A 17827-nucleotide genomic window follows, 5' to 3' on the forward strand; every position below is an offset into this window, starting at 1 on the left:
CTCAGCTGCCCTCCTTGTACTCGACCTTGTCGTTCCAGAGCAGGTCGTGGTTCTCCAGGAGAGCCTGCACCTGCGGCTGGGCCCAAGCCTGATCGATCGTCAGCCCCTTGGCGATCGCCGCGGCGTCGGCCACATCGGCTCCGGGTTCCTCGGCGAACCAGGCGGTCATCGCCGAGGGCGGGCACAGCGAGAGCACCACCTGGCCGTTGGCGGGATCTGCCCCGGGCTTGACCTGAGCCTCATCCACCTCTGCCACGACGACCAGCCTCTCACCGTGCACGGTGAGGCCGGCGACCGATGCCAGCACCATCGCGGCGTGCTCGGCGTCCTCCATCTCATCCTGGCCGTACTCCAGTTCGGCCAGCAGCTCGGGCGTGACCGTGTAGGCCACCCTGTCGACGACGGCGGGGCGGCCGGCCAGCATGGACAGCTCAGAGTACGAGATGGGGATGAACACCAGTTGACGCTTCACCCCTCCAGAGTAGTCGCGCCGGGCATCACAGGGTAGGTTCGTAGGCGCCATGAAGAACCTCGCCCGCCTCGTCGTGTCCCTGTTCGCCGCCGTCGCCCTCGTCGCGTGCGGCTCCCCCGCCTCCGCCCCTGCGCTGACGGTGGAGCTGGAGCTGGATATCACGGATCCGCCGGGCCCCACGCAACGCATCGAGCTGCCGCTGGGCGCCGAGATCACGATGCGGATCACCACGGCGATCGAGGATCACGCCCACCTGCACGGCTACGAGCTGGAGGAGTTCACGAAACCGGGCGAGCCCATCGAGTGGGTGTTCACGGCGAACATGGCCGGCACCTATGAGCTGGAGTCGCATACAACCGATGCCATCTGGGCCGAGGTGGTCGTGTCATGATCCCGCTGCACGGCATCGCGTCGCGCTCAGACCTGCCGCTCCCCTTCGAGCTTGTGGTGGCCGGCGGCGCAATCGTCCTGATCATCACGTTCTGGGTGGCGCTGTTCGCCTGGAAACAGCCCAGGTACCGCGAGCAGAAGGGGCGGGAGCTTCCGCGGTTGACCAGGCTCATCGACTCCCCTACATTCTCCCGCACGCTTCGCATCGTCGTGGCGCTCGTCTGGTTACTGATGGCCGCGGCGCTGTTCTTCGGCGTCGACAGGATCGACAATCCGGTGCTGGGGTTCGTCTACGTGCTCCTCTGGGTGGGCCTGGTGCCCCTCGCCCTCCTGTTCGGCGACGTCTACCGCCGCACCAACCCGCTGCGCCTCCTGCTGCGGTTCCGCGGCGCCACTGCACCCGCCCCGCACCCCTCGACCGCGTCCGTCCTGCCGGCGGCCCTTGCGCTGACCGTGTTCCTGTACCTGGAGCTGGTGCAACCTGGCGGCGCCACGGTGCCGGTGGTGCGCTGGTTCGCGATCGGCTGGGTGGTCTGGGTCGTAGCGGGCGCACTGCTGCGCGGCCAGCGCTGGATCCAGCAGGCCGATCCATTCGAGGCATACTCCACCACCGTCGCCCGGCTGTCGCCGTGGACCCGCTCCCAACGCGGGATGCTGATGTGGATCAACCCGCTGCGCAACCTCGCCTCCTGGCGGGCGCCGCGCCACCTGGCGTTACTGACCTGCGTGCTCCTGGGCGGCACCCTGTTCGATGCGCTGTCCAACACAGCCTGGTGGGTGCGCGCCACGCAGGAACTCGACAGCTGGCTCTGGCCACTCAGCACGCTGGCGCTCCTGGCCTCCATCGGCATCATCTACGGGCTGTTCGCACTGGGCACCCGTCCCTACCGCGGCCTCTCCATGGATGCGCTGGCACCGGGGCTCGTCCCGCTCGTGGTCGGGTACGCCCTGTCCCACTACGGCACCATGCTCTACCTGGAGGGCCAGCGGACCGTCATCCGGAGCAGTGACCCCCTGGGCAGGGGCTGGAACCTGTTCGGCATGATCGAGGCGGCACCGGACACGACGCTGTTCCTGTACCCCACCTTCATCGCGGTACTCCAAGTGGTGTTGATTGTGGGCGGACACGCCCTCGGCGTCCTCGTGACCCACGACATCGCGCTGCGCACGGCCCCCAGCGGGGCACGGGTGCACCTGCCGCTGCTGGCCATGATGGTGGTGTTCACGACGGGCGGGCTGCTGTTGATGTTCGGCGGCTAGCCCGCCCACAGGGTGTTGTCCGAACCCCTGCAGGTGTTGTCCGGGCAGGCCCGGGTGTTGTCCGTTACCCATGCGGTGTTGTCCGTTGCCTCCTGACGCGTGACCGGGGGTCAGTCAGGCGCTTAGCGTCAGGGCATGAGTTTCCCCAGCATCACCAGGATCCATCCGGACAGCCACCCGCACGGGGCGCCGCCGCAGGCACTGCGCCTGATCCACGTCCTCCTCGAAGCCGTCGCCGGGCGCAGGGCACTCCATCAGGTGCGGCCCCTCCTGGCCGCCGCGCCCTTCACCCGCTTGGCAGACTACGCCGATGCCGGCACCTTCCGGCGCATGGCCATCGGCCCGGTGCGCGCCCAGATGCCCACCAGCCGGGCTGTCGAAGCGACGGTTTCGCTGCTGTGCGGCGGCCGGATCGTCAGTTGCGCGATCCGGCTCGACGTGCATCACGGCAGGTGGCGCTGCACCGAGTTGACGGTGCTGCAACCGGCAGCACTACTGGCTGCGGCCTGACGCGTCAGGCGGCGCCGCCGGGGCGGCCGTGGCACACCTTGTACTTCTTGCCGGAACCGCAGGGGCAGGGCTGGTTGCGTCCCACCTTCGGGTCGGTGTTGGTGACCGTACCGCCGGTGCGCTGCGCGGCCCCCGATTCGTCCGGGGCGGAGTAGGACAGGTTGCGGTCCCGCTTGCGCTCCAGCCCCTTGGCGAGGGCGGGGGCGGGCTCAGGCTCGGGAGCCTCCTCCGGCGCCTTGATGTCCGGGGTCTTGACGTTGGTGGCCTCCTTGCGGGCCACTCCAGCCGTCAGGGAGTCGACCCCGACGGCCGACCCGTCCTGGTTCGTGACGAGGCCCACGTTGAGCTGGGGTTCAGCCGGCTGCGGCTTGACCTCCAAGTTGAAGAGGTAGCCCACCACCTCTTCCATGAAGGCGTCCATCATCGCGTTGAACATGTCGCCGCCCTCGCGCTGGTACTCCACCAGCGGGTCGCGCTGCGCCATGGCCCGCAGGCCGATGCCCTCGCGGAGGTAGTCCATCTCGTAGAGGTGCTCGCGCCACTTGCGGTCCAGCACCGTCAACAGCACCTGACGCTCCAACTCACGCATCGTGTCTTCGCCCAGTTCAGCCTCGCGCGACTTGTAGGCCGCCTCGGCGTCGTTGACGAACATGTCAACCAGTTCATCCTGCTCGGGCAGGTCATCGGCGATGTCGTCGATGCTGATGGACACGGGGTAGAGCGTCTTGAGTTCGGTGAACATCGTCTCGATGTCCCAGTCCTCCGGGATGCCCTGGGTATTCTGTCGCACGACGGCACCCACAACGCGCTCCGTGGCCGCCTTCAGCTGGGACGACACGTCGGCACCGTCGAGCACCTGCCGGCGGTCGCCGTAGATGGCGTGGCGCTGACGGTTCATCACATCGTCGTACTTGAGGACGTTCTTACGCATCTCGAAGTTCTGGGCCTCGACCTGCTTCTGCGCACCCTCGATGGACTTGGAGACCGACTTCATATCGATCGGCACGTCGTCGGGGACCTTCATCATCAGCAGCGCGCGTTCCAGGAGCTCCGGGCGGAACAGGCGCATCAGGTCGTCGCTGAGCGACAGGTAGAAACGGGACTCGCCCGGGTCGCCCTGGCGGCCGGAGCGGCCTCGGAGCTGATTGTCGATGCGGCGGGACTCGTGACGCTCAGAGCCCACCACGTACAGGCCGCCCAGTTCGACGACCTCCTCGTGCTCGACCGAGACCTGGTCCTCGATCGCCTTGAGGGTCTCGTTCCACTTGGCCTCGTACTCCTCAGGGGTCTCCTGCGGGTCGAGCCCATCCTTGCGGAGTTGCAGATCCGCAAGGAACTCCGGGTTGCCACCGAGCATGATGTCGGTGCCTCGGCCGGCCATGTTCGTCGAGACGGTGACCGCACCCTTGCGGCCCGCCTCGGCCACGATGCTGGCCTCGCGCTCATGATGCTTGGCGTTGAGCACCTCGTGGGGGACGTTTGCCTTCTTCAGCATGGCGGAGAGCAGTTCGGACTTCTCCACCGACGCGGTGCCCAGCAGCACGGGCTGCCCTTGAGCGTGGCGCTCCACGACGTCCTTGACGATGGCCTCGTACTTGGCTTCCTGCGTGCGGTAGATCAGGTCCTGCTGGTCCACGCGGACCATCGGGCGGTTCGTCGGGATCTGGATCACGCCGAGCCCGTAGATCTTCTGGAACTCGGATTCCTCCGTCTTGGCCGTACCGGTCATGCCGGCGAGCTTGTCGTACATGCGGAAGTAGTTCTGCAGCGTGATCGTGGCGAGCGTCTGGTACTCGTCCTTGATCTTGACGCCTTCCTTCGCCTCAAGCGCCTGGTGCAGGCCCTCGTTGTAACGGCGCCCGGCCAGCGTGCGGCCGGTGTGCTCGTCGACGATCAACACCTCGTCGCCGGCGAGAACGTAGTCCTTGTCACGCTTGAACAGTTCCTTGGCCTTGATGGAGTTGTTCAGGTAGGAGATCAACGGGGTGTTGGCCGACTCGTAGAGGTTGTCGATCCCGAGCCGGTCCTCCACCTTCTCGATGCCGGGGGCCAGTACAGCGATGGTGCGCTTCTTCTCGTCGACTTCGTAGTCGACGTCGCGGCGCAGCGTCAACGCCAGCTTGGCGAAGACCGGATACCACTCGTGGTTGTCCTCAGCGGGGCCGGAGATGATCAGCGGGGTACGGGCCTCGTCGATCAGGATCGAGTCCACCTCGTCGACGATGGCGTAGTGGTGCTCGCGCTGCACCATGTCCGCCTTGCGCAGCGCCATGTTGTCGCGCAGGTAGTCGAAGCCGAACTCGTTGTTGGTGCCGTAGGTGATGTCGCATGCGTACGCCGTGCGACGCTGGTCAGGCGTCATGTTCGCGAGGATGGCGCCGACCTCGAGCCCGAGGAAGTGGTGGATGCGGCCCATCTGATCCGACTGGTACTTGGCCAGGTAGTCGTTCGTGGTGACGATGTGGACGCCCTTGCCGGTGAGGGCGTTGAGGTAGGACGGCAGCGTGCCGACGAGGGTCTTGCCCTCACCGGTCTTCATCTCTGCGATATTGCCCCAGTGCAGTGCGGCGCCGCCCATAAGCTGAACATCGAAGTGTCGCTTGTCCAACACCCGCACCGACGCCTCACGCACCACTGCGAAGGCCTCGGGCATAATGCGGTCGATGTCTTCCCCGTCCGCCAGTCGCTGCCGGAACTTGTCGGTCTCCTCGCGGAGCTCCGCGTCCGACATGGCCTGGAACTCCTCCTCGATGGAGTTGACCTGATCGGCCACCTTCCGCAGCTTGCGGAGTTGTGCTCCGGAGCCGAGGCCGCTCAGAAAGTCCATGATTCCCACGGGGCGTATCCTTCTCATCGCTTTCGTGCCGGGCCGGTGCCGACCACCGCCTGCCATCCTAACCCAGAGGCCAAAGCTTGATAAACGAGCGCTCGCCCCGGCTGGCCGGCCGGGGCGAGCGCGTGGAAGAGAGTTCAGCCGACGTTGAGCTGGATCACTCCGTAGTTGTAGGCCTTGCGGCGGTAGACCACCGACGGACGACCGGACTCGGCGTCCTGGTACAGGAAGAAGTCGTGCCCGACCAGTTCCATCTCGTCGAGGGCCTGCGCCAGCGTGAGCGGCTCGGCGTCGAAGACCTTCTCACGCACGACGAGCGGACCGTCCCCGGTGACCACGAGACCTGCCACGTTCGTGGTGGGCACCTCGTCATCGGCCTCATCGGGAGCACCGTTGCGCTCGTCGACGGGGGGCGCGAACTCCGAGATGGTCGCGGCACGCAGCCCACGGTGGGTCTTGCGTCGATCCGCTGCGCGGCGTAGCTGGGACTTCAACCGGTCGAGTGCCATCTCGAAGGCCGCGGTCTTGTCCTCTGCGTTCGCCTCGGCGCGGATCACCGGCCCCCTGCTTCGGAGGGTGAGTTGGACGGTGGTTGCATCGGCGGGGTGCTTCTTCCCCTCGTTGGCCTGGAATTCGACCTCGACGCGGATCACGCGGTCGCGCAATCGCTCGATGGTGGCCAACCGCTCAGAGACGAGCTCCTTCAGTTCAGGGCTGATCGTGCAGTGACGACCTGTGACGACGATGTCCATCTAATCCTCCGTCTGTCTTTCGGGCTGGTGCCCACGTGACGACTGTTCCACCGCCGAGGGGATCCCGGCGGGATGGGCAACGCCGCAGGATTCCCAGCGTTCGGGGGCCTGCGGCGTTTCCATGAACCAACGCTACCGCTACCTCCAAGCAGGTGTCCCGGGTTTCCACGAGTGTCGAGGTAGTTTCTCCGCCTGCGCTACCACGGCGGCCCCGAACACGCGGTTCCCGGCAGTTCTCAGCGCCCGTACCGCTTCCCTCAGAGACGCGCCGGACGTGGCGACATCGTCGACCACCACCACCGGCCGAGTAGTCGTGCGAGCCTTCATCGAGTACGCGAGGTTACGGCTGCGTTGTGCGCGCCCGAGACCCAGTTGGTCCTCCCCCGCCGCGATCCGCGTGAGGAGCCGCTGCTGAGGCAGCCCGCAGCGACGCCCGGCTCTGGCTGCCAGCCGCGCCCCATGGTCGAAGCCGCGCTCCCTGACCGCGCTGGCACGCGAAGGCACTGGAACGAGAACCGACTCCGGAGGTGGGCTCAGCGCAAGGACGGCGCGGGCCAGGTGATCCCCCAGCACGCCGCTGAGATGCAGGCCACCGTCGTCCTTGTAGCGGGGGATGACGTGCTCCAGCACCGGCCGGTACTGGCAGGCAGCCACCACAGGGATGTCGAGGCCTCGGTCAATCAGCTCCGGTGGGGCCTCTAGTTCGGCGCGGCATCCGTCGCACAGTCCCCATCCCGGCTGGCGGCAGCCTGGGCAGGCGGCTCCCAGCAGCAGGTCAGCGGCGGCGTGGAGGAATCTCATGCCTCCACTATGGCCGGTTAACCCCCCGGCCCACCGTTATCCACAGCTCATCCCGGGTAGGCGAGCGCGGTGACCCCGTCGGTGAGGCGGCTCCACCTGGTGCGCGCCTCGTAGCGCCAGCTGAGTCCGCTGCTGGTGGTCACCGCGATGGGGCCGCCGCCGAGACGAACGTTCGATGTCACATCCACGATCTCGCCGTTGACCGTGCCCAGATCCTCGACCACAGAGCCGTCGAGGAGGCTGGTGAACACCGACCTGACGCCTGTTCCCGTGGCCGCCACCGCGATCGAGGTCTCGGCCTGCCAGGTGGGTGAGACAGGATCGGTCAGGGGCACGCCATCAGGCGAGATGATCTCGATGGGTTGCCATCTGCTCACCGACACGGGGCTGCTGCCCAGCAGGGTCGCGATGCCCAAGGTGGGCTCTCCCCCGACGTCCGCGATGATGATGATGCGCGCCCTGGATGGGGAGACGGAGAAGTCACGGATCCGGCCGGAGCCCACGTCAGCGGCGACGAGTTGGACTCCCCCGTTGCGGTCCACCGTGGCCAGGCGTGGCGTGCCTGTCGCGTCGTTGCCCATCACCCAGAGCATGCCGAGCACGAACTGGGGGGAGCGAAGATTGGCCAACGGGATGTCGACCTTCGCGAGCGCCGAGTTCAAGCCTCCGATCGACAGCTCTGTGCGTTGCTCATTGATCAACGCGATGCTGGCGCCGTCGACGGAGACGGCGACGTCAGAGGCTGGACCAGGCGCTCCGTGCGGCACGACAAACTGGTCCGGGCCCGTCACCCGGCCCACCCTGCCGTCGCGCACCCCGTACAGGTCGGTTGCCGCTGCGCGGGAGAGCACCTGGTAGCCCTGCTGGGTGGCCAGCTCCAACACTCCGTTGGCTGATTCGCCCGGGATGGACAGCGGCCTGCCGTCATCGCGGGTCACCACGAGGCCGCTGACGCGCGGCACCGACGTCAGGGTCCACAGGAGTTGGGCGCCGAGGTTGCGTAGCTGGCTGTCGGCCATGTCCTCAGGCAGGCCCGCGAGGTCGGCAGTCACCACGCCGCTCTGGTCGATCGTGGCTCCCCCTTCGCCAAGGTGGACGTCGCGCGGCACGGCGTTGACGACGGAGCGGGAGAGCGTGGGGGTGGGCCCGTCGAACAGCGCCTCGAGTACGTTGCTGGGTGTCAGGAGCGCCTCGGGTAGGTGGATGGGGTCCGGGACCACATGTGCGCCCACCCGGCTCATAAAGTACAGCGTGACGCGGGAGTAGTACCGCTCGAAGTTGTACCTCGACAGCAGCAGGCCGCGCGGGGGGTTGCTGATGCGCCACTGGCCCTGTTGCTCGACGAGCCCGAAGTCGTGTGTGAACTCCTCAAGCTCCGGCGTGTACCGGTTGTCCGAGCCGAGGCGGCCGATGGTCATCCCGGTGACGGCGGCAGACCCCTCGCCCCCGACGACGCTGCCGTCGAAGACCAACGCATCCTCCGGCTCCCACTGCGCGGCGGCCTCGCTGGTCATGTACATCCGCGCGATGGCGTATCCGCCTTCCGGGTCCGCCATCGCCTGCAGAAAGCCCTCCACGAGGCGGCTGGGTGTCATGTCAGCGCTCGGCGGCTCGGGTGCGACGTCGATGCCGCGGGGCTGCGCCTCGAGCGGCACCTGCTCCACGGGCCCACTGGTGGCGATCGCGGTGCATCCGCTGAGCGCGAGCACCAGTGCCGCGATGACGGCGACAAGCCGCTTCATGCGAGGTCCTCCACTTCGTCGACGGGAATCACGGGCAGGGGCGACGAGGTCAGCTCTTGTCCCCTCTCCTTGGGTAGCGTCAGCCGGAACTGCGCACCCAGGCCGGGGCGCCCCCAGGCCGTGAGACACCCATGGTGGAGGCGCGCGTCCTCCATCGCGATCGCCAGGCCCAGCCCGGTTCCTCCCACGATGCGGGTGCGGCTGGGGTCCGCCCTCCAGAAGCGGTCGAAGACGCGGGCCGCGTCCTCCGCCTTGAGGCCGACCCCGTAGTCCCGCACCGTGACCGCTACGGCTGTCTCGTCGGCGGCAATGCGCACCAGCACGGGCCTACCCTCGCTGTGTTCGATGGCGTTGGTGATGAGGTTGCGCAGGATGCGGCGCACGCGCCTGCCATCCACCTCTGCGGTGGTGTCCTCAGTCAGGCGCTCACACCGAAGCTCCACGCCGAGAGCTTCGGCCACGGAGGCGTTGTCGGCGACCTCTGCGGCGACCAGGGCGGCAACGTCAGTCTCGTCGAGGGCGAGCACCGCGGCACCGGCATCGAAACGGGAGATCTCCAGAAGATCGGCGAGCATCAGGTCGAACCTGTCGATCTCCACGCTCATCAGTTCGGCGGAGCGCGCTGTGACGGGGTCGAAGTGGTCCCTGGCGTCGTGCAACACATCGGCCGCCATCTTGATCGTCGTCATGGGCGTGCGCAGTTCGTGCGAGACGTCGCTGACGAACCGCTGCTGAAGTGTCGACAGCGTCTCCAACTCCCGGATGCGCTGCTGCAGTTCCGCGGCCATCCGGTTCATCGAGGTGGCGAGAGAAGCCAGATCATCTGTGCCCTTGACCGCCATGCGCTCCCCCAACTGACCAGACGCCAACTGCAGGGCGGTGGTGCTGGCCCTGCGGACGGGTCGCACCACCTGGGCCGTGACCGAGTAGGCGATGAGGCCAAGGGCCAACACCAGAGCGACTCCTGCCGCGATCACCGCTCCGCGCAGCGCGCGCAACGTCTGCAGTTCGGTGGTCATCGGGAAGATGTAGAAGACCGGGTAGCGCTCCCCCGTCTCGCCGATCAGCGCCGAGCCGATGGCCCATCCCGGCTCTGGCGCCGCATCGCCATCTGAGAACACCACCTGGGTGGGGGTGATGAACATCCCCTCATCCCTTTCCACCCGCTCGCGCAACTCGGCGGGGACCGATTCTGCCCGGATGCCCGTCGAGGTCAGGCTCGATGCCGGGCCTTGGATGACCACGCGGTACTGGGCAGCCTGCGCGTCCGCCAGGTCAGCGAGCCGGCTGAGCGATTCGTGGATGGCTGCGCCGCGCGACTCCGGGGTGCGCAACTGCTCCTGCATGAACGCGTAGACGCCCACCGCCTCGTTGAGGGCGGCCTGCCGCTTGGTCTCGACCACGCCGGTGGTGGCCTGCCGCATCAGCAGCATCCCCGCCAGCGTCATCAACACCATGGACAGACTCAGTGTGGTGACCAACACCCGTAGCGGCAGCGAGCCCCACCACAGGGCCCGGAGGCCGCGTGAGGGGCGGGGATGAGCCGCCTCAGACCTGGGGTTCACCGGCGCGGTATCCGATGCCCCGGACGGTGATCACGATCTCGGGATGCTCGGGATCCTTCTCGATCTTGGCCCGCAGTCGCTGGACATGGACGTTGACCAGGCGCGTGTCTGCCGCGTTGCGATAGCCCCACACCTCGTCGAGCAGAGCCTCGCGGGTGAACACATGGGTGGGGCGGCGGGCCAGCGCCAGCAGGAGTTCGAACTCCAGGGGGGTCAGCGACAGCGACGCGTCCCCCCGCTTAACCACGTGGGACGACACCGAAATGGTCAGGTCCCCAATCGTCAACAGATCCGAGCCGATGTCGCCGCTGGTGCGCCGGAGCCGGGTCCTGATGCGGGCGATGAGTTCCTTGGCCTTGAAGGGCTTGGGCACGTAGTCATCTGCACCGGCTTCAAGCCCTGCCACCACATCCGAGGTGTCCGACTTCGCGGTGAGCATGATGATCGGTACGCCTGATTCGGCCCGGATGTCGCGACACACCGACACACCGTCGCGCCCGGGCAGCATCAGGTCAAGCAGCACCAGATCCGGCCGTGACTGACGGAACTCCTGCAGCGCCTCGCTGCCCGTCCCGCACCGGACAGTCTCGAAGCCCTCCTGGCGCAGCACGATCTGCAGCATCTCCGACAGCGCTGCGTCATCGTCGACCACGAGAATGCGGGCCTTGCTCTTGGCGTCGCTCACCCCAGCCTCCTTGCTCTGCGGACCATGGTAGCGAGCGGGCCGAAATGTCACACGGCAGACATCAGCGTACGGCCGCCTCCGCCACCACCGACAATCTTCTGGAGCGCCTGCAGGGTCTCCGAGTGCTCGCTGAAGATCTTCGCGATCTGCTCAGCCTCACCGCTCCATGAGTCGCTATTCTGCAAGTTTCCGTATGCGGTGGCTGCGCCAGCGATAACGCGCTCCACGTGCTTCATCCGCCAGTTGCGGGGCATGCTTGAGCCGCTCGAAGCCGAAATCTTGGCCACAGCGCTGCCAGCAGTGGCCATGGCGCACAGCGCCAATGCCGTCCGAAGCATGTTCTCGGTGAGCCGGCGGGCGCGATCGCAGCCGTCGACGATGCTGCGCACGCTGTGCCCGAAGTTGATCGCCTTGTGCTCATTGGCCCGTCCGGAAGCAACGGCCCCGTCGTGGGTACGCCCCTCCCAGAAGGCCTCCTTGATGGCCTTGACGTTGACGCCTACGGACTCCGCCACTTCCAATTGCTGCTCGACGACGCTTTCCCAGATGCTCGTTGCTTCGCGAAGCAACTCGGGCGATTTGGCGCTGGCCTCCAACCAGCGGTGATGCCCCTCCAACTTCTCCAACTGGCCCATCATCCGGCCGTAGGTGGCGATGGCATCGGCGGCGATACCGGCCGCCACCCAGGGCTGCAGCGCGGTCTGCGCCAAGTTCTCGAGCCGGGTCAGAACGAGAAGGTTCTCCTTGACGTCGTTGGCCAGGGCCGCGCCCGTCAGAGTCCGCAGAGTGGTCACTTCCTTGGTGATGCTCGCATACGTGACGTTACTCACTGGTTGGCCCTTCCGATCTCCTGCAGCGCCGCGTCCTCGGCGTCCTGATAGTTCTTACGCGCCAGGTCGGTCTTGACCGCCTCCGCCGTGGACTCCAGCCCCCCTTCCTCTGCCACCTTCGCGGTGCTCTGGACGGCCTCGACGTAGGGCACGACGGGCTGCTTGAGCACCCCGAACATCGTCACCGCATCGGGGGTCGAGAGCACGGTGTCACGGAGCGGACCTGACTGCTCCGCGACGTCCTGCCACCGCTGGGAACTGTTGCGCAGATCCTGCCCTGCCACCTGGTAGTCCGTACCTCCCGACGAGGTGTACGAGGGCGTCGACTGGGCGAACGACGTGGTGCTCGTGGAGCGGGTTCCGGAACTGGTGCTGGGGTCGCTGCTGTACGTGGGCGGCTGCTGGTAGTAGGACGAGTCACCGGGACGGGGTGCCTGCACGCCGCTGTCAGACGACGAGTTCGAGCCGCCGTCGTTGTCCCAGTTGTCTGCCGGATCGTCAACTGCCGGATCGTCGCCCCCGGCCGCGATGGGGCCTGGCTGCGGATAGGTGGGCGGTTGGTATCCGGGCGGCTGGTACCCGGGTGGCTGATACCCCGGCGGCTGGTAGCCAGGGGGCTGCGGGTATGCAGGCTGCGACGGCGCCGGCAGCGGCGCGACGGGTGCCACAGGGCGGGTGGGAGCCGGAGGGGCAGGCACGCCGGGCTGAGTGCCTGGCTGTGGCGACGTGCCGGGACCCTGCTGCGAAGCGGACTGGAGGCCGGCGGCGTGCACGCCCGTGGTGGGTTTGGCGTCGAAGCGCACCTCGGTGTCTGGGTTCTGCTGATTCATCGGGATCCCTTCTCCATGATCGTGAGCAGGTCGCGTTGGGCCCGGGCGAATTCCTGGGCGAGTTCCTCGTGTTCCCCGGGAACCAGTACCGGAGGGGTGTACTTGTCATAGGCGAGCCGGGCGGCCTGGAGTACACCCGTCGCGATGGCTTCTGACTCAGCGGACTGCAACCAGGCGCGGTCGAAGCTGACCGAATCGGCGATACCTGCCAGGGAGAGGCTCAGTGTCACGGGCCCCTTGGTCACGACCGTCTGCTCGCCGTCGAACTGGGCCCACCTGACTTCCTGCGGGGGGCGGGCAGCCAGCGCAGCCTGCTTCTCCAGTAGCACCAACACTCGCTCCTGCACCTCCTCCTCGTCGGGCAAGGAGTGGTGGGACTCTTCGTCCTGGATGTCCCCGGTGCTGAACGTGGGCAGCGAAGCGTCTCCCCCGACGCGGACCGAGGCAGCGAAGAATGCCTCGCCGAAGGCGGCGTCGAGGCCACGATTCGGGCCCAGGACTTCCCGCCAGCGCGGCGAGACGTGCACACGTGTGATCTGCCTGGAGGATTCCTCCACCCAGATGCGCACTGCCAGTCTGGCGTCGGTGAACCCGTGGGCCGGCAGCCACTTGTCTTCAGCTCCCGCCGCAGGGTCGTCAACGACGGGTGCGGGGTCAGTGGCGACGTCGCTGGGTGGAGCCAGCAGCTCGTCGTCGAATTCCTCGTCGGTCACCGGCCGACCCTCCTCATCGCAAGACGTACACGTCCAGTCTTACATGGCGAGGGGTCATATGTCGCTGGCCAACTGGCTAATTCGATGCCGGTTCTTCGGTCCAGGTTGACCAACGGCTGGGGCCACCGCCCATGCGTCGCAACACCCGGCGCCACAGGCCTCCCGGATCACCGAAGACGTCGTCTGCGCGAACGCCGGTGCGGAACCACGAGCCGCGGATCAGCTCCCCCTCCAGCTGGCCGGGCGCCCAGGCTGACAGCCCGATGAATGCTCTCAAAGCGCTGAAGGAGGATTCCAACAGCTCTTCGGGAAACTGGAGGTCCACCAGCCCGATGTCCCCGGTGATCCGTTCCCATCCCGGCGGCGGGGATTCCTCCGAGGCGGGCTTTCCGAGCGCGATGACGACGTCGGAGTTGACCGGGCCCCCCTCAAACAGCGACTGCGGAGGACTCAAGTGGGGCTGGAAGTGGCCCAACCCGGCAGATGGCGGGAACTCAGAGACGTTGCCGAGGCACACTCCGACGGTGCCCTCGTGGTTGTGTTCGATGAGCAGCACCACAGAGCGGTCGAAGTAACCGCTGCGGCCCGGTTGCGTGGCCACCAGCAGCTGTCCCGCCGAGATCGCGCCAGTATGCATGTCCCCAGCCTAACGGCCACCCTCCGGGAGAACGGCAACGAGGCTCTTCCCTCACCTGCTCAGCCATGAAATAGTCGTAGAACGACGTTAGCTCGGCCGGTAGGGCCGCCACCGACATGAAACAGCCCTGCCAGAGAGCTGACAGGGGCTGTGAATTAGAGCAGGGACGAAGGTGCGGCCCTGCTCCATCTGAGCCAGAGGCGCCAACGCACAGTTGGGCCGTACGTCTACTGAACTCGGTGAACGGGCCACCGGCGAACAGTGTTGAGTCGAGCGCCTCTGCAGCGCAGGATAGGACGCGTCGTGGACGAAAGAACAAAGCCCCTGTCAGCGAACTGACAGGGGCACAGGGGTGGAGGTGGCGGGAATTGAACCGTGAGGCTCTGACAAGGCTCTTAGATGCGAAGGAATCAGCAGGTACCGCCAGGTACCGCAGGAGAAAGGCCTCAGAATGGCACGCATCAAGTATCGAACCCTCGTCAAGAAGCCGGTGCATCCCGGCGTCAAAGTCCGCACAGAGCGCGAACAAGTTGGCATCAGCAGAGAGCGCCTGTCGGATGCCGCCGGCGTCGACGAACAACTGCTCGAGTACTTCGAACTGGGACTGCGCCACCCCGGCGACCACTGGGTGCAGCACGTCGAGCAGCACCTCGCCATCCTCCTACGGCAGGAAGGGGCACCGGCATGAGCCAGATCCTCATCGAGGGCTTCAGCACGCATGGCTCAGGCCAGAGCGTCGCTTACCGGCGCGAGCCAGTGAAGTGGGCGCTTGGGCGTTCAAGTGAGACTTTGCCGCTGGGTGTACTCGGCCAGCAGGTGCAGCGAGAAGCAACCCTGGCTGTTGTTCTGGGGGTCGACGATCAGTTCGATCTCGTTCTGGTCGATGAGAACGACGGCCTCAACCCCATTGCTGAGATTGAACGGGCCATCTCAGCGCTGGCAGCGGTTCGTGACCAGCTCGAGGCAATGACAGGGAGGGCGGACGCATGAGCGCCAACACGTCGGCGGCGGCCTCGGTCCTGGCTCGCCTCGAGTTCACGCCTAGCTGTAGCCATAGCGATGGGTGCGGGGCCACGGCGGCATGGTTCGGAACAACGCTCTGCTGCGGCCACACCGCGCTGTTGTGTGAGGCGCATCGCGTGCGGTTGCTGACCAGCGACAAGTTCATGCGCTGCGGCGCGTGCGGCCGTCGTGACCAGCAGCCAGCCACTGCGGTGGAATTGAGGAAACTATGAGCACCAAGACGGATGCGCCCGCCAAGCCGGTGACGACCTCGAAGCCGAAGCCGCGCCGCTCGAAGGTCGATCATCTGTACTGGGTCCCAGAGGGTGAGGCGGCCAAGAGCATGGGCATCTTCGAGGTGCCTTCGATCTGCCGCCGGGCGTGGTTGCCGCTGGGGAGCCCCCAGTTCGTCGCGCCCGATAGGCAGGGCCGGGCAACCAATCTCGCGCCGAAGCCTTGCCGGGAGTGCGTGCGGATAGCTGAGGCCAGGTGGCGACGGCAGCTCGAGGGCCGCGACTGAGCACCACGACACGACCCCCGCCCGGCGATTGGGCGGGGGTCGTTTCTCAATGGGCGCAGTCAAGGACAAGGCCAGCGCGGCCGTGGGGGCTTGGGGAGCAGGTGGGTAATCGCTACCCACCTGAGCGGTCGTTGATGACAGTCTTTCCATGTGGCCGGGCGCAGCGCACCGACGGCAGTTGATCGCGCCCATGCTTTGCGCTCGGCGTTGCTGCGGTCGAGGGCGGTCATCTCGGCCGCGTGGTTGGCGGCGGCGCGGACGGCCGGGGCCACTTCTCGCGCGCGCGACCCCCTCCCAACTCCCCAGAAGTACTCGGGGGGGAAACAAAGTGGCAGGCGCGGCCTTTAGGAGAAAGCGCATAGTTGTTGTATTTTCTGCGGAGTGGAGGCGCCGGCATGGTGACGCCGGCGGCCTCGGTTGAGAGGGAGCCAGAGGACGGGCCGAGCATGCTCAGCCTCTGCCCGTTCCTGACAGAAGGCGGTTCCGAACTGAGCATGCCGCGGGCAACCCACTTACCCCCGCTGGCCCGGTCCTCTGACTCCCAGCCTATCTAGGCGCTCAGGCCTTCCGCTACGCGCCGGTTCACTTCATGTTGTAGGCGGCTGGCTAGTCCTGGCTCCACGCTCTCGATCAGCTCGAAGTCGCTGGGGTACTGCTCAGGGTCGATCAGCGCCAGGTGCTCGGCTACCTTGAGCCACCGAGCGCGGGGCCTCTTGTCCTCGAGCGGGTCGAGGGCCACAGGTGCTCCACGTTGAAGGACGGCTAGTCCCCAGTCGACGCCCGTGCCTCGCTCGGGGATCTCGTTGTGCGCGGTGATCGGCACGCCGTGGCGAGACAGCGGCACGGGAGGAACGAGCGCCACGGTCGAGAGCATCTGCCTGGTGGTCATGATCTCGTCGAGGATCTTCGCGTGCGAACGGGCCGCGAGGAACGCATTCCGCACGGCCTCCTCGGAGGTGAACAGCGACTCCATCGTGTCATTGGGCTTGATGCCCAGTTCCTTTGCACGGCGGATACCGTTTGCGGCTTCGTCGAACGGGCGCCGCAGAACTGCGACAACATCGGTGGCCTGGTCCCTCAGCGCCTGTTTGAGATCGTTGTCGAGAATCCGACGCACTGCGGCCAGTCCGCTAGCTTCATCATCCCTATCGTTGCGCTTGAGGATTCTCTGACGTGCAATCTGTGCAGCGATGTCCACCAGTTCTTCGACGGGTTTGTTGAGCAGGCCGCTCGGCTCTGGTGCCTGAGGCAACCGCCCGGTAGGCAGCGCATCCACCAGGGCCTGCCATGCGTCGATGGCTGGCAGGCTGACGCCGTGCCGCTTGAGCCGGGTGACCAGCTCAGGCAATCCGGCTGATCGGATCTCATGATGGTCGAGGTTCATCAGTTGTCCTTCTTGTTGGAGGTCGGCACGTCTACGGCTCGGATGAGCCCAACGCTGAGTAGGTGCTGGATCTTGTCGTGAGTGGCGTACGGCGGGATGATGCCCTTTGCCTTGATGGCCTCGCGCATGCCGGAAGGGCTGCGCAGTTCCACGTCGGAGACGGCCACGTACATCCGCGCCATCACCGGCTTGTTAGTCCTTGTGCTCATGCTCGGTGGCCCCTTCGATCAAGTACCTCGACACGACGGCCGGCAGCGGCTGAGGTCAGAGCCAACCCGACAATCGGGCCCTCGGAGCGCGGGGCCACTTGCCCTTCGTCGGCTGCAGACAGCAAGTCGCCTGCAGTGATTGGCGCGGCTGCAAGCAGCTGCTGCACTTGGCCGGGAGTGTGCACCGTCACCTTGGCGTGGGGAAGCGCACCGTGGCCGGCTACGCCGATGTAGGTTGCGGAGTTAGCCGACGTAGGGCCAACCGTGCGGTCGCCGGTGATCTCGACGGCCTGGCCGCCCTCGATCTCGGTAGCGGCAGTGAACGTGACCGTCGCACCGGGCTTGAACTTCGGAAGGTAGTCAGCCATCTCAGGCCTCCTTCGGGTAGTAGCGGGCGTACTCGGCTTCGAGAGCAGCCTCGGCAGGCGTTGGCTTCTTGTTGGGATCTTCCCCATATATGCGCTGATAGAGCGCCTCGTCGCGGGCCTCGATCCGATGCGCGGCGGCAGCCGCAAGCTCGGAACGGGTCTTGCCGCTCTTCTGCGCTCGGATCTTTGCAGCCATCGAGTCGAGGAACTTGTTCCAGCGGTTCCTGTCAGCGTGGATCTGGGACAACTGATCACGGTTCGCCGCGATCATGGGAATCAGTTTGGACATGTGAACTCCTAGTTCAGTGATTGGTCTGTGGGGTC

Annotated in this window: 21 protein-coding genes; 6 read left to right on the plus strand and 15 right to left on the minus strand. The window is 66.5% G+C overall.

Translation table 11 applies throughout. The features are described from left to right. Position 1 precedes the first annotated feature (1 nt). Positions 2-472, minus strand: a complete 471-nt coding sequence (locus BN1186_RS12610; protein ID WP_040284368.1) for a DUF6912 family protein — start codon at positions 470-472, stop codon at positions 2-4. 49 nt (positions 473-521) lie between these two features. Between BN1186_RS12610 and BN1186_RS12615 the strand changes: the two genes are divergently transcribed. From BN1186_RS12615 to BN1186_RS12625, 3 genes are all read left to right on the plus strand, one after another. Continuing rightward, a complete protein-coding gene (locus tag BN1186_RS12615; protein WP_040284369.1) occupies positions 522-863 on the plus strand; it encodes a cupredoxin domain-containing protein in 342 nt (113 codons plus the stop codon). Further along, on the plus strand, positions 860-2122 hold the full coding sequence (locus BN1186_RS12620) for a hypothetical protein (protein ID WP_040284370.1): 1263 nt from the start codon (positions 860-862) through the stop codon (positions 2120-2122). The genes BN1186_RS12615 and BN1186_RS12620 overlap by 4 nt, the downstream gene beginning before the upstream one ends. A gap of 135 nt (positions 2123-2257) precedes the next feature. After that, positions 2258-2632, plus strand: coding sequence for an Rv3235 family protein (locus BN1186_RS12625; RefSeq protein WP_040284371.1), 375 nt, complete (start codon positions 2258-2260; stop codon positions 2630-2632). Between the two features lie 4 nt (positions 2633-2636). Here the strand turns inward: BN1186_RS12625 and secA are convergent, their stop codons facing one another. The 10 genes from secA to BN1186_RS12675 form a co-directional block, all read right to left on the minus strand. After that, positions 2637-5468 (minus strand): preprotein translocase subunit SecA, encoded by a 2832-nt coding sequence (secA, locus tag BN1186_RS12630; protein ID WP_484421940.1) that lies wholly within the window; start codon positions 5466-5468, stop codon positions 2637-2639. Positions 5469-5602: 134 nt separating this feature from the next. Further along, positions 5603-6217 carry a ribosome hibernation-promoting factor, HPF/YfiA family gene (gene hpf, locus BN1186_RS12635; RefSeq protein ID WP_040284373.1) on the minus strand — a complete coding sequence of 205 codons (615 nt, stop codon included), beginning with the start codon at positions 6215-6217 and terminating at the stop codon, positions 5603-5605. A 138-nt stretch (positions 6218-6355) separates the two neighbouring features. Beyond that, entirely contained in the window at positions 6356-7018 is a 663-nt protein-coding gene (locus BN1186_RS12640; protein ID WP_074437039.1) for a ComF family protein, read from the minus strand. A gap of 47 nt (positions 7019-7065) precedes the next feature. Continuing rightward, positions 7066-8760 (minus strand): LpqB family beta-propeller domain-containing protein, encoded by a 1695-nt coding sequence (locus tag BN1186_RS12645; protein WP_040284375.1) that lies wholly within the window; start codon positions 8758-8760, stop codon positions 7066-7068. Further along, positions 8757-10256, minus strand: a complete 1500-nt coding sequence (mtrB, locus tag BN1186_RS12650) for an MtrAB system histidine kinase MtrB (protein WP_281278483.1) — start codon at positions 10254-10256, stop codon at positions 8757-8759. The genes BN1186_RS12645 and mtrB overlap by 4 nt, the downstream gene beginning before the upstream one ends. Before the next feature lie 52 nt (positions 10257-10308). Beyond that, complete coding sequence (mtrA, locus tag BN1186_RS12655; protein ID WP_040284376.1) at positions 10309-11010, minus strand: MtrAB system response regulator MtrA; 702 nt, start codon at positions 11008-11010, stop codon at positions 10309-10311. Positions 11011-11057: 47 nt separating this feature from the next. After that, the gene (locus BN1186_RS12660; protein ID WP_040284377.1) at positions 11058-11840 is read right to left on the minus strand and encodes a hypothetical protein; all 783 of its coding nucleotides are present in this window, start codon (positions 11838-11840) and stop codon (positions 11058-11060) included. Continuing rightward, complete coding sequence (locus BN1186_RS15610; protein WP_040284378.1) at positions 11837-12670, minus strand: hypothetical protein; 834 nt, start codon at positions 12668-12670, stop codon at positions 11837-11839. Before BN1186_RS15610 ends, BN1186_RS12660 begins: the two co-directional genes overlap by 4 nt. Beyond that, a complete protein-coding gene (locus tag BN1186_RS12670) occupies positions 12667-13383 on the minus strand; it encodes a hypothetical protein (RefSeq protein WP_040284379.1) in 717 nt (238 codons plus the stop codon). The genes BN1186_RS15610 and BN1186_RS12670 overlap by 4 nt, the downstream gene beginning before the upstream one ends. Before the next feature lie 76 nt (positions 13384-13459). Next, positions 13460-14020 carry a YqgE/AlgH family protein gene (locus tag BN1186_RS12675; RefSeq protein WP_040284380.1) on the minus strand — a complete coding sequence of 187 codons (561 nt, stop codon included), beginning with the start codon at positions 14018-14020 and terminating at the stop codon, positions 13460-13462. Between the two features lie 451 nt (positions 14021-14471). Here BN1186_RS12675 and BN1186_RS12680 point away from each other — a divergent pair, with 451 nt between their 5' ends. From BN1186_RS12680 to BN1186_RS12690, 3 genes are all read left to right on the plus strand, one after another. Continuing rightward, positions 14472-14708 (plus strand): helix-turn-helix domain-containing protein, encoded by a 237-nt coding sequence (locus BN1186_RS12680; protein WP_040284381.1) that lies wholly within the window; start codon positions 14472-14474, stop codon positions 14706-14708. Beyond that, a complete protein-coding gene (locus tag BN1186_RS12685) occupies positions 14705-15010 on the plus strand; it encodes a hypothetical protein (RefSeq protein WP_040284382.1) in 306 nt (101 codons plus the stop codon). Before BN1186_RS12680 ends, BN1186_RS12685 begins: the two co-directional genes overlap by 4 nt. Positions 15011-15251: 241 nt before the next feature. Continuing rightward, a complete protein-coding gene (locus BN1186_RS12690) occupies positions 15252-15542 on the plus strand; it encodes a hypothetical protein (RefSeq protein ID WP_040284383.1) in 291 nt (96 codons plus the stop codon). Positions 15543-16092: 550 nt separating this feature from the next. On the opposite strand, the gene BN1186_RS12695 is transcribed toward BN1186_RS12690, so the two are convergent. Genes BN1186_RS12695 through BN1186_RS12710 form a run of 4 tightly spaced genes read right to left on the minus strand, consistent with a single transcriptional unit; the run spans position 16093 to position 17792 of the window. Then, entirely contained in the window at positions 16093-16926 is an 834-nt protein-coding gene (locus BN1186_RS12695) for a hypothetical protein (RefSeq protein ID WP_040284384.1), read from the minus strand. Continuing rightward, positions 16926-17135: a hypothetical protein gene (locus tag BN1186_RS12700; protein WP_139651101.1), complete on the minus strand. Its 210-nt coding sequence runs from the start codon at positions 17133-17135 to the stop codon at positions 16926-16928. The genes BN1186_RS12695 and BN1186_RS12700 overlap by 1 nt, the downstream gene beginning before the upstream one ends. After that, the gene (locus tag BN1186_RS12705; RefSeq protein ID WP_040284385.1) at positions 17132-17503 is read right to left on the minus strand and encodes a capsid cement protein; all 372 of its coding nucleotides are present in this window, start codon (positions 17501-17503) and stop codon (positions 17132-17134) included. The genes BN1186_RS12700 and BN1186_RS12705 overlap by 4 nt, the downstream gene beginning before the upstream one ends. A 1-nt stretch (position 17504) precedes the next feature. Further along, positions 17505-17792, minus strand: coding sequence for a hypothetical protein (locus BN1186_RS12710; RefSeq protein WP_040284386.1), 288 nt, complete (start codon positions 17790-17792; stop codon positions 17505-17507). Positions 17793-17827 lie beyond the last annotated feature (35 nt).

Source organism: Tessaracoccus massiliensis, assembly GCF_000826065.2.
GTDB classification, from domain to species: Bacteria; Actinomycetota; Actinomycetes; order Propionibacteriales; family Propionibacteriaceae; genus Arachnia; species Arachnia massiliensis_A.